This window comes from Sutterella seckii, from assembly GCF_009183815.1.
Classification (GTDB): Bacteria; Pseudomonadota; Gammaproteobacteria; order Burkholderiales; family Burkholderiaceae_F; genus Sutterella; species Sutterella seckii.
The window spans coordinates 1-11,884 of the sequence record NZ_WEHX01000079.1 but is presented as its reverse complement, the minus strand read 5'-3'; the positions used below and the strand labels follow the sequence as shown (position 1 = coordinate 11,884).

Genomic DNA, 11,884 nt, shown 5'->3' with positions numbered 1-11,884 from the left:
GCCGTTAAGCCTTGATACTAGGAACCGCCGTATACGGAACCGTACGTACGGTGGTGTGGGAGGACGGCATGGGAACTAATCCCATGCCTCCTACCCGATCTCCATCTCCGGCCTCCTTATGCGGGAGGCCGGCAGTGTCGCTGCGACAAATTAATACTTGTCGAAGTACTTCTGGACTTCCTTCCAGTCGCCGGTCTTCGTGAGGCTCAGCTGCAGGAGCACGCGGGCCTTCTGGGGATTAAGCGACTGAGCGGCAACCCAGTGCATCTTCTGGTCGTCAACCTCGGCGTCCTTCGTGGCGGAGCCGGTCGGAACGCGGGAGGCGCGGACCACAACGATGCCGTCCTTGGCGGCCTGTTCGAGCACGGGCCAGACATCCTTATGGATGTTGCCGTTGCCGACGCCGGCGGAGACGATGCCCTTATAGCCCGCCTTTACAAGCGCTTCGGCCTGATACTTCTCAACGCCGGCATGGTTGTAGACGATGCCGACCTTGGGGAGCGAATCAAGCTTCGTGACGTCGAACGGAGCCGGAAGCTGGGCGCGCAGGCCCACGGCTTCGTAGGTGACCTTGTCGTTGAAGATCCAGCCCACCTTGCCGAAGTTCATGGCCTGGAAGGTTTCGGGCTGCGTGGTGTTCGACTTATAGACGTCGCGGGCGCCGATGACAACGTTGTCCATCGCAACGACGACGCCCTGTTCGGCCGTCTTCGGCTCAGCAGCCGTGATCACAGCCTGATAGAGGTTCCTCGGGCCGTCAGCGGAGAGACCGGTCGACGGGAGCATGGCGCCCACGAGCACGACCGGCTTCTTGCAGCGGTTGGTGAGCTGCAGGAAGTAGGCGGTCTCTTCCATCGTGTCGGTGCCGTGCGTGATGACGAAGCCGTCATACTTGCCGCAGTCAGAGGCGAGGGTCTTGGCGAGCTTGAGCCAGACTTCATCGGACATGTCCTGCGAGCCGATCTGCGCAACCTGCACCGGGGTCACATTGGCGACCTTGGCGAGCTGGGGAACAGCCGCCACGAGGTGGTTGACCGACACCTGACCGGCCTTGTAGGCCGAACCCGTGGCCGACTGGCCGGCGCCGGCGATCGTGCCGCCCGTGGCGAGCACGGCGATGTTCGGCAGAGCAAGCGCGGCGGAGGAAGCGGCAGCGAGCGTCAGGGCGAGCAACGAATGCTTAAAGTTCATGTGACAACACTCCTTTTTTGCGTTTAGCGGGTGGTATAGGCTCTGCAAGCCTCTTGATCGGGCTCAGTAGCCTGTATGGTCTGCGTGAAGGCCTGTGCGGCAGGAAGACATTTCGTATGCCGGAGAGCGCTCTGCAGATGGCTTCAGTGTATTCGTGTGGGGCCTGACTGGAGGCTTTTATCTGCTCTTCTTGATTCAGATTTACCTTTCAGCTTGAATTAAGGTTTATACCGATGCGAAGCCGCCTGCGCCTGTGGTTGTAGCCCGGAACTTTGTTGCCGAGGCCTTTCCTCTGATGTCATCCTTCTGCAAACAACGCCCCGTAGAATGAAGCGTTCTTCAATTTGAGAAACCTGGGCGAACAGCATGCAGGAAGAAGCGCTCTACTTTCATCCGGCGCGGGACGAAAACGGCGACCCGGTCCCCGTCTTTTCCCCGACTTCGGGCTCGGCCCCCGGGACGTGGCTCAATCCCGATGAGGCCGCCACGTGGTCCGTCACGCACCCGGGGATCCTCCCGGAGCGTCTCAACGGCATTCCCTTCACGCATGAGGAGCTGGGCGAGGACGACTGGCGCGCGCTCATGAAGCGCTGCCGGAAATTTCCGGAGCCCCCGGAACCCGAGAGTCCCAAGCGCCGCACGAGCGGCCTCGTGATCATTGAGTCCGACCAGCGCATCTGGCTCGCGCACCCGACCAATCAGTTCGGGGACGTCGAGGCCACCTTCCCGAAGGGACGGCTCGAACCCGGTCTCTCCCTCGTCGTCAATGCCGTGAAGGAAGGCTGGGAGGAGAGCGGCATCGTGGCCGAACCCCTCTCCTACCTCTGCGACATCGAGAGGACGAAGACGATCACGCGCTACTACCTCGCGAGGCGTACTGCCGGGTCGCCGAAGGACGCCGGCTGGGAAAGCCAGGCCGTGAGCCTCGTCCCCCCGCACGAACTCCTTCACTTCCTCAACCGGCCGAACGACAGGAAGGTTCTGCCCTTCATTGCGCTCGCACTGAGGAGCCGCTCAGGGCTTTCTCCCGCAGCGCAATGATCGCCGGCAAGCCTCGGAATTTTTCGTGAATTCCGACCAATTGTCGACAAAAAACAGCCTATTACGCAAAGGAAATAAGGTGTTTCCCTTATACCCTTTGCGCGCCTCCAAAAAAGCAATCCGAAGCGCGGATTCAGCCTCAAAATCACGCGCTCAGCGCCGATAATGATGAACGGCCCGATATTTCCCCGGGCGTTACGAAAAGAATTTCTAACGGGTTTCTAGTCATGTCTCAAACGATTCTTCAAAGCGTTCCGGTTGGCGAGAAGGTGGGCATTGCCTTCTCGGGCGGTCTTGATACGAGCTGCGCTCTGCGCTGGATGAAGACCAAGGGTGCGCTTCCCTATGCCTATACGGCGAACCTCGCTCAGCCGGATGAAACGGACTATGAGGCCATTCCCCGCCGCGCCATGGAGTACGGCGCCGAGAAGGCCCGTCTCGTCGACTGCCGCGCTCAGCTCGTAAATGAAGGCATCGCCGCGATTCAGTCGGGCGCCTTCCACATTTCCACGGGCGGCCAGCTCTACTTCAACACCACGCCGCTCGGCCGCGCGGTCACGGGCACGATGCTCGTCGCCGCCATGCGCGAGGACGGCGTCAACATCTGGGGCGACGGCTCGACCTACAAGGGCAACGACATCGAGCGCTTCTACCGCTACGGCCTCCTTGCCAATCCGAACCTCAAGATCTACAAGCCCTGGCTTGACGTCACCTTCATCCGCGAACTCGGCGGGCGCGCAGAAATGTCCGCGTTCCTGCAGAAGGAAGGCTTCAGCTACCGCATGTCTGCCGAGAAGGCCTATTCGACCGACTCCAACATGCTCGGCGCCACGCACGAGGCGAAGGATCTCGAGCACCTCAATTCGAGCATGAAGATCGTCGAGCCGATCATGGGCGTTCCCTTCTGGCGCGAAGACTGCAAGATCGAGCCGGAAGTCGTGAAGGTTGCCTTCAAGGACGGCGTCCCGGTCGAAATCAACGGTCAGAAGTTCTCCGACCCGGTCGCGCTCATGATGGAAGCCAACCGCATCGGCGGCCGTCACGGCCTCGGCATGTCCGACCAGATCGAAAACCGCATCATTGAAGCGAAGAGCCGCGGCATCTACGAAGCCCCGGGCATGGCGCTTCTCTTCATCTGCTACGAACGCCTCGTCACCGGCATCCACAATGAGGACACGATCGAGCAGTACCGCACGAACGGCATCCGCCTCGGCCGCTACCTCTACCAGGGCCGCTGGTTCGACAGCCAGGCGATCATGCTGCGCGAAACCGCCATGCGCTGGGTGGCTTCGGCCATCACGGGCGAAGTGACGCTCGAACTCCGCCGCGGCAACGACTACACGATCCTCAACACCGTGAGCCCGAACCTCACCTACGAACCCTCGCGCCTCACGATGGAAAAGGGCGACTCGATGTTCACGGCCGAAGACCGCATCGGCCAGCTCACGATGCGCAACCTCGACATCGTCGACACCCGCGCGAAGCTCGGCATCTACTCGAAGGAAGGCCTCCTTTCGGGCAGCGACATGACGCCGCTCCTCGGCGGGAACAAGTAAGGCGATTTTCCTCCCGAAGCGCTCCTCCGGATTTCCGGGAGAGAGCGCTTCTGAGAATCGTTCTTCTTTAAGAGAAACAAAGGGTTACATCATTTTGATGCCGCCCTTTTTTCTTGCCGGTAGAATGCTGACCTTGAAAGACCGCTTTGAAGCGAGAGGGGAAAAGCCCCGAACGCCTCAAAGCGGTTTTGCTCTATCGGGCGCAGATTTTTGGATTCATTCTCATTTTCGAGGCCCTTTGCTGCTTCTTTTTTCGCAGGAGTCATTTCAAAAATGACAGTCGAAAATCAAAAGGGCGCCCTTGCGATTGCGCAGGCCCAGCCCCTCGAAAATCCCTCGGAATTCTTTACGCACGGCGAAGGCGACAGCCCCCGCACGCACGCTTCGGAAAAGACCCGCGGCTCCGTGCTCGGATTCGCAGTTCTTCTCACGCTCACCTTCTCCGCCGTTGAGCTGATCGGCGGCTGGTTTGCAAATTCGCTCGCCCTGATCGGCGACGCCGGCCACATGCTCACCGACTCGATGAGCCTCTTCTTTGCGCTCATTGCCAACCGCATCGCGATGAAGGGCGCCGACAAGGTTCACAGCTTCGGCCACGGCCGCGTCGAGGTGATTGCCGCCTTCGTGAACGGCCTCATCATGCTCGGCGTCGTCCTCTGGCTTTTCCTTGAAGCCTTCGAGCGCATCCGCGAGCCTGCGGCCGTTTCGGGCTTCAACGTGATGACGATTGCACTCACGGGCCTCATCATCAACGTGGGCGTTGCCTGGTCGCTCTCGCGCGACAGAAAGAACGTCAACACCCGTGCGGCGCTTCTGCACGTCATGGGAGACCTCATGGGATCGGTGGCCGCCATCATCGCGGGCGCCGTGATCTGGCTCGGCGGTCCGGCGATCGTCGATCCGCTTCTCTCCATGTTCGTGGGCGCGCTCCTTCTGCACGCCACCTGGACGATTCTGCGCGATTCGATCCGGATTCTGCTCGACAGCACGCCTGAGAATACGGACTACGACGCCGTGGGCGAATACATCCGCTCCGTGAAGGATGTGGAGGAAGTGCACGATCTTCATGTCTGGACGATTTCTCCGGGGCACGATGCCGTGCAGTGCCACGTGCTCATTTCCTCTTATGAGTGCTGGCCGAGAATCCTCCACGAGATCCGCGAGGGCATCAAGGGACGCTTCGGCATTGATCATGTGACGGTGCAGCCCGAATGGGCCTGCATGACGCCCTGGTGGGTTTGCCCTAAGAACGCCTCATGCGAGGATTCGCAGACTAAAAAGTGTTCCTGCAGCAAGGACGCGTGACGGGGTTATTCCTAGTGGGTATTCGGGGAAGAGGCAAGTGAGGAGAGAGCATAATTTTCAGGTTCTGCAAAGATTAAAGCTCCTCTCCTCATGCTCCGACAGATTCTCCTCACCCTTGCGCTTGCAGCGTCGGGACTCTTCCCTGCCGCTCTGAGCGCGGCTCCCGGAGATCTCTCCGTGCTTTCGTCGCCCACTTCCCAGCCGATCATTCTGGGCGAAAAGCACCGCTTTCATTCGGGGCTTCTCAATGAGGAGCGCGAATACTGGCTGAGAATTCCGCCCGCCTACGCGCAGAGAACGCTTCCGCAGGAAGTCACGGTCTTTTTCGTGCTGGATGCGGAAAAATATTTTCCCTTCGCCGCAGCCTCAGCCGCCTGGCTGGAGGACCCGCGCATCTCCGGGCTCGGCCCCTGCGTCGTTGTGGGGGTGGTGAGCGGGAATCCGATCGAGGACTTCACGCCCACCCCGTCGAACGCCGATGAGGAGGGAAACGTACATGAAAACGCAAAGCCCCGGGGCGGCGGCGCCGAGGGGTTCTACCATTTCCTCACGACGGAACTGAAGAACGCCATCGAGCTCAATCTTCCGCAGCAGCTTAAGGTGAAGCGCCGCATTATCGCGGGCGAGGGCCTGGGCGGCCTCTTCGTGCTCCATGCGCTTCTTCACCACCCGGAGAGCTTTGACGGCTATGCGGTGCTCGATCCCGCCCTCTGGTGGGACAAGGGGGCGCTGCTCCGCCGGGCGCTCAAGGCCGGCGCCCGCACGGCGAAGGATCCGAAGCCCGCTTTCTACGGCACCTTCATCAATGACGACGGCTCTCAGTTCGAACAGGGGAGCGAAAGCGCATTCCGCAGCGAGGCCGTTCCGCTTCTCGAAGAGCAGGGCATCCGCACGGAGATCGTGACTTACGCCGGCATCACGGACGAGAGCATCGCGCCCAAAGTCCTCTACGACGCCCTGAAGGCGCTCTATCCGGCTGAAAATCCGCCTGCCCCGGCTCCCTAGACGTCTTAATCGTTTCCGACGCTGTGCAATCTAAGTGCTTTTCCTTAGAATTAAGGCAAAGGCGCTTCATGAGGCGGCATCGGGCCTTTCCCATCATAGGAGCGGCATTCGCGGGTCGCGTTCGCGCTAAGCAAAATATCCCGTTCGGTTTGCCTCTCCCGCTTATAATCCCGGATTCATCAGTTTCCGTCTTTCCTCTCGGTTGGAACCATGACCAAGTACGTATTTGTCACCGGCGGCGTTGTGTCCTCTCTCGGCAAGGGCATCGCCGCCGCTTCGCTTGCGGCAATCCTCGAATCCCGTGGCCTCAAGGTCACGATGATCAAGCTCGATCCCTACATCAATGTGGACCCGGGCACGATGTCTCCTTTCCAGCACGGCGAGGTGTTCGTGACGGAAGACGGCGCGGAGACCGACCTTGACCTCGGCCACTACGAGCGCTTCATCTCGACGAAGATGCATAAGCCCAACAACTTCACGTCGGGCCAGATCTACGAGAGCGTGCTGCGCAAGGAACGCCGCGGCGAGTATCTCGGCAAGACCGTGCAGGTGATTCCGCACATCACGAACGAAATTCAGGAATTCATCGCCCGCGGCGCGGCGTCCACCAGGGACGGAAAGCCCGATGTGTGCGTCGTCGAAATCGGCGGCACGGTGGGCGACATCGAGTCGCTGCCCTTCGTGGAAGCCGTCCGCCAGATGTCCTTCCGCGTCGGCCGCAACAACACCTGCTTCATCCACCTCACGCTCTGCCCGTGGATTGCGTCGGCCGGCGAACTGAAGACGAAGCCCACGCAGCACTCCGTGCAGAAGCTCCGCGAGGAAGGCGTCTACCCCGACATCCTCCTCTGCCGCGCCGAACGCATGGTTCCGGAAGGCGAGCGCGCGAAGATTTCGCTCTTTGCGAACGTTCCGATGGACTGCGTGATCAGCGTTGCGGACGCCTCGACCATCTACGAAGTGCCGCTCATGCTCCATGCGCAGCACTTGGATGAACTCGTCTGCAAGAAGCTCGGCCTTGAAACGAAGCCGGCGGACCTCTCCGCCTGGCAGAACATCGTCGAGCGCCTCAAGAACCCGAAGCACGAAGTGACGATCGGCATGGTGGGCAAGTACGTCGACTACGCCGACAGCTACAAGTCCCTCAACGAAGCGCTCATCCACGCCGGCATCCACACGGACACCCGCGTGAAGACCCGCCTCATCGACTCGACCAAGATTGAGGAGGAAGGCACCGACCTTCTGAAGGGCCTCGACGGCATCCTCGTTCCGGGCGGCTTCGGCAAGCGTGGTACGGAAGGCATGATCAAGGCGATCGAATACGCCCGCGTCAACAACATTCCCTTCCTCGGCATCTGCCTCGGCATGCAGTGCGCGGTGATTGAATTCGCCCGTCACGTCTGCGGCCTGGGCGGCGCCAATTCGACCGAGCTCGATCCCAACACGCCGCACCCCGTCGTTGCGCTCCTTACCGAATGGAAGGACCGCTCGGGCCAGGTGCAGCGCCGCGACGAGTCTTCGGACCTGGGCGGCACGATGCGCCTCGGCCGTCAGGAAGTCCCGGTTGCCGACGGCACCCTCGGCCACAAGATCTACGGCGACGTCGTTGCCGAACGCCATCGTCACCGCTACGAAGTGAACAACTCCTACGTTGCTCAGTTCGAGGAAAAGGGCATGGTGATCTCCGCCAAGACTCCGGGCGAGCATCTCCCGGAAATGATGGAGCTCCCGAATCATCCCTTCTTCTTCGCCGTGCAGTTCCATCCGGAATTCACGTCGAATCCCCGCTTCGGCCATCCGCTCTTCAAGGCCTACATTGAAGCTGCGGTGAAGCATGCCGAAGAAGCGAAGGCCGGCAAGTAAAGGCCTCCCGCAATCAGTACTCTGAAGCGAAGGCGGCCTTTATCCAATGGATGAAGCGCCGCCTTTCACTTCTTCCGGGCGCGAAGTCCCGGATCCCTTTTCTGGAGATTCATCTTGCAGCTCTGTGGTTTTGAGGTCGGCAACCGCCGTCCGTTCTTTCTGATTGCCGGCCCCTGCGTCATCGAGGGCGAACAGATGGCGATCGACATCGCCTGCCGGATGAAGGAAATCACCGGCAGCCTCGGCATCCCCTACATCTTCAAGGCAAGCTACGACAAGGCGAACCGCACGTCCGGGAAAAGCTACCGCGGCCTCGGCATGGAAAAGGGTCTTGAGATTCTGAAGAAGGTCCGCGAGGTCGCGGGCGTTCCCGTTCTCACGGACGTTCACACGGAAGCCGAGGTTCCGGCGGTTGCCGCCGCGGTGGACGTGCTTCAAACGCCCGCCTTCCTCTGCCGCCAGACCGACTTCATCGTCGCCTGCGCGCAGTCGGGAAAGCCCGTCAACATCAAGAAGGGCCAGTTCCTTGCTCCGGGCGACATGGTGAACGTGATCGAGAAGGCCCGGGCGGCCGCGGTCGATGCGGGGCTTGATCCAGACCGCTTCATGTGCTGCGAGCGGGGCGCCAGCTTCGGCTACGGCAACCTCGTCTCCGACATGCGCGGCCTCGCCATCATGCGCGCGACCCATGCTCCCGTCGTCATGGACGCCACGCACTCCGTGCAGCTCCCCGGCGGTAACGGCACCTCCTCGGGCGGTCAGCGCCAGTTCGTTCCGGTGCTTGCGCGCGCGGCCTGCGCAGTGGGCGTTGCGGGCTTCTTCATGGAAACGCACCCCAATCCGGCGAAGGCGCTTTCGGACGGCCCGAACCTCGTGCCGCTCGACCGCATGAAGGAGCTTCTTTCCGAACTCGTCGAGATAGACCGCATCGTGAAGGCGCGTCCCTATCTTGAAGAAAACTTCGCCTGATCTTTCCCCATTTTTTCTTCTCCTGCGGGCTTTGAAGCGCCTCGAGCTCCCCCGCAGGTCTTTTCTCTGAGAGGTAAATCAATGAGCGCCATTATCGATGTGATCGGCCGTGAGGTTCTTGACAGCCGCGGCAATCCGACGGTTGAAGCCGAAGTCTGGCTTGAAAGCGGCTGCATCGCCACCGCTGCCGTGCCTTCGGGCGCCTCGACGGGCGTTCGCGAAGCGATTGAGCTGCGCGACGGCGATCCTGCCCGCTATTCGGGCAAGGGCGTCACCAAGGCCGTGGGCAACGTTTCGGGCGAAATCGCCGATGCGGTGATTGGTCTTGAAGCTTCCGACCAGGAATTCATCGACCGCCTGATGATTGACCTTGACGGCACGGAAAACAAGAGCCGTCTCGGCGCCAACGCCATCCTCGCCGTCTCCATGGCCGTCGCCCGCGCGGCCGCTCAGGAAACGGGCCTTCCGCTCTACCGCTATTTCGGCGGCACGGGCGCGGTGACGCTCCCCGTCCCGATGATGAACGTGATCAACGGCGGCGCGCACGCGAACAACAACCTCGACCTGCAGGAATTCATGATTGTTCCGGTGGGCGCCACGAGCTTCCGCGAAGCGCTTCGCTGCGGCGCGGAAACCTTCCATGCCCTCAAAAAGCTCGTCAACGGCCGCGGCCTCTCGACCGCCGTGGGCGACGAAGGCGGCTTCGCCCCCACGATCGGCTCGCACGAGGAAGCGCTCGACCTGATTCTCGACGCGATCGGCGCTGCCGGCTACGAACCGGGCCGCGACGTCTGCCTCGCGCTCGACTGCGCTTCGTCGGAATTCTTCGACGACGGCCGTTATGTGATGAAGAAGTCCTCGGGCGACGCGCTCACGGCCGACGACTGGATCGGCGTTCTCGCCGACTGGTGCGGCCGCTATCCGATCATCTCGATCGAAGACGGCATGGCTGAAGGCGACTGGGAAGGGTGGGCGAAGCTCACCGCCGCGCTCGGCAATCAGGTTCAGCTCGTCGGCGACGACCTCTTCGTCACGAACCCGAAGATCCTGCGCGAAGGCATCGACCGCGGCATCGCCAACTCGATTCTCATCAAGGTGAATCAGATCGGCACGCTCTCCGAAACCTTCGAAGCCGTCAACATGGCGAAGTCCGCCGCCTACACGGCCGTCATCTCGCACCGCTCGGGCGAAACGGAAGACAGCACCATTGCCGACATCGCCGTGGGCCTCAATGCCGGCCAGATCAAGACGGGCTCGATGAGCCGCTCCGACCGCATGGCGAAGTACAACCAGCTCCTTCGCATCGAGGAGCATCTCGAAGGCGTCGCCTGCTATCCGGGCCGCCGTGCTTTCCACCAGCTTCGCGGCTAAGTTGCTAAGCTAGCGGACACGCTGACGAAAAAAGCGGGCGTCCTGCAGAAATGACCCTCAGGGCTTTTCTGCGGCGCCCGTTTTCTTTTCCTTTCCCTGTCGGATCCTCACGTTTTTTCCCGATGGTTCGCTTCTTCATCTTCATTCTCTTTTTCGGCCTCTGCTTTGCTCAGTACCAGATCTGGGCGGGGAAGGCGAGCTGGGATCATATTGAGGAAATGCGCGAGAGCCTGCGCCAGCAGCAGGCTTTGAACGAGGAGCTGAGGAGAAGCAACGAGGCGCTCGCGGCCGAATACGCTTCTCTCGTCTCCAATCAGGATGCGATTGAGGAGCACGCGAGGAACGACCTCAACATGATCCGGCCCAATGAAGTGCTCTTCCGGATCGAAACGACTGAAGAAGCGCAGAAGAAGACGAACGCCATCGAGTCGATGCCCAACGTCGATGCGCCCGATATAAAAGCGGGCTCAAAGCCTACCTTTGAGCCCAAGAAGTCAGATCTCTATCACGCGCCGAAGAACCTGCGGGCGCCGAGGGCCCGCGACCGGCGCGATTAAGCCGTTCTGCTTCAGGCCTCGTGCGGGCCGTCGGCGTTTGCAAAGAGCGCCTTCACGTCGACGGCGTCGTAGTGCTTTCTGCTTCCGCAGAAGCGGCAGCTGATGTCGATGCCGCCGGTTTCCTCCACGATCGCCATGGCTTCCTTTTCGCCGAGCGAACGCACGATGCCGTCAAAGCGCTCGGGCGAGCACGTGCAGGCGAATTTCGGCGTGGTCTCGAAGGTGACGAGCGGCGACTCTTCCCAGAAGAGACGGCGGTTGATGTCTTCCGGAGCGAGCGTGAGGAGCTCTTCGCTCTTCACGGTGTCGGCAAACATCTTGACGCGGTTCCAGCCTTCGGGGTCGAAGTCCTTGGGGAGCTTGCCGCCTTCGCCCGGGAGCTTCTGAAGGAAGAGGCCGCCCGCGGCATGCTCGTCGGCGGCGAGCGCAAGCTTCGTCTCCACCTGTTCGGAGCGGTCGAAGTAGTTTTCAAGCGCCTCGGCGAAGGTCTTCCCCTCGAGCGGCACGATGCCCTGATAGGGCGCTTCCTCTGCCGGCCGGTTGGCGCGGTCGAGAATGAAGGCGCAGCGGCCTTTGCCCGTCTGATTCACGAGCGTCGTCAAGTCGGCGTTGGGATCGATCTCGCCCGCGTCCTCGCGCATCTGAATCATCACGCGGAAGGTGAAGCCCTGGCGGACTTCGGCGAGCGCGCGGCGGATGAGACCGTCCCCTTCGATCTGAAGCGCAACCGTGCCCTCAAACTGAAGGGCGCCGGCAGAAAGGAGCGCTGCGGCGGCGAGCTCCCCGGCAAAGCGCCTTGCGGCGAGCGGGAGGTTCTGATGCTCAACGGCGCGCGAGAGTTCGTCGCCGAGGGTTACCGTTTCACCGCGCACATTGGCGCGTTCGAAAAGAAGCTTCTGAAGAGCGTCCATTTGAAGTTAAATATCCTAAGGAAGGTCTGAGCAAGTGCCAATTTTTATGACTGCAACCGGAAAATCCGGACCCAACACATAAATTCGGTTGTTTACAGTCTAAAAATTGGCAGTT

The 11,884-nt window shown here is 61.1% G+C and carries 10 protein-coding genes; 8 read left to right on the top strand and 2 right to left on the bottom strand.

What is annotated here, in order from left to right; all coding sequences use genetic code 11:
* Positions 1–150: 150 nt before the first annotated feature.
* A complete protein-coding gene (gene ansB, locus GBM95_RS09340) occupies positions 151–1,191 on the bottom strand; it encodes an L-asparaginase 2 (protein ID WP_152158858.1) in 1,041 nt (346 codons plus the stop codon).
* 366 nt (positions 1,192–1,557) lie between these two features.
* On the opposite strand from ansB, the gene GBM95_RS09335 reads away from it, so the two are divergent.
* The 8 genes from GBM95_RS09335 (at position 1,558) to GBM95_RS09300 (ending at position 10,858) form a co-directional block, all read left to right on the top strand.
* Positions 1,558–2,232: an NUDIX hydrolase gene (locus GBM95_RS09335; RefSeq protein ID WP_152158857.1), complete on the top strand. Its 675-nt coding sequence runs from the start codon at positions 1,558–1,560 to the stop codon at positions 2,230–2,232.
* Positions 2,233–2,459: 227 nt separating this feature from the next.
* Positions 2,460–3,788 (top strand): argininosuccinate synthase, encoded by a 1,329-nt coding sequence (gene argG / locus GBM95_RS09330; RefSeq protein WP_139688728.1) that lies wholly within the window; start codon positions 2,460–2,462, stop codon positions 3,786–3,788.
* 273 nt (positions 3,789–4,061) lie between these two features.
* Positions 4,062–5,093: a cation diffusion facilitator family transporter gene (locus GBM95_RS09325; protein ID WP_152158856.1), complete on the top strand. Its 1,032-nt coding sequence runs from the start codon at positions 4,062–4,064 to the stop codon at positions 5,091–5,093.
* Between the two features lie 90 nt (positions 5,094–5,183).
* Complete coding sequence (locus GBM95_RS09320) at positions 5,184–6,098, top strand: alpha/beta hydrolase (RefSeq protein WP_152158855.1); 915 nt, start codon at positions 5,184–5,186, stop codon at positions 6,096–6,098.
* A 210-nt stretch (positions 6,099–6,308) separates the two neighbouring features.
* Complete coding sequence (locus GBM95_RS09315; RefSeq protein ID WP_152158854.1) at positions 6,309–7,961, top strand: CTP synthase; 1,653 nt, start codon at positions 6,309–6,311, stop codon at positions 7,959–7,961.
* A 114-nt stretch (positions 7,962–8,075) separates the two neighbouring features.
* Complete coding sequence (gene kdsA, locus GBM95_RS09310; protein ID WP_152158853.1) at positions 8,076–8,930, top strand: 3-deoxy-8-phosphooctulonate synthase; 855 nt, start codon at positions 8,076–8,078, stop codon at positions 8,928–8,930.
* Between the two features lie 81 nt (positions 8,931–9,011).
* The gene (gene eno, locus GBM95_RS09305; RefSeq protein WP_152158852.1) at positions 9,012–10,301 is read left to right on the top strand and encodes a phosphopyruvate hydratase; all 1,290 of its coding nucleotides are present in this window, start codon (positions 9,012–9,014) and stop codon (positions 10,299–10,301) included.
* A gap of 122 nt (positions 10,302–10,423) precedes the next feature.
* Positions 10,424–10,858 carry an FtsB family cell division protein gene (locus GBM95_RS09300; RefSeq protein WP_152158851.1) on the top strand — a complete coding sequence of 145 codons (435 nt, stop codon included), beginning with the start codon at positions 10,424–10,426 and terminating at the stop codon, positions 10,856–10,858.
* An 11-nt stretch (positions 10,859–10,869) separates the two neighbouring features.
* On the opposite strand, the gene hslO is transcribed toward GBM95_RS09300, so the two are convergent.
* Entirely contained in the window at positions 10,870–11,769 is a 900-nt protein-coding gene (hslO, locus tag GBM95_RS09295; protein WP_152158850.1) for an Hsp33 family molecular chaperone HslO, read from the bottom strand.
* Positions 11,770–11,884 lie beyond the last annotated feature (115 nt).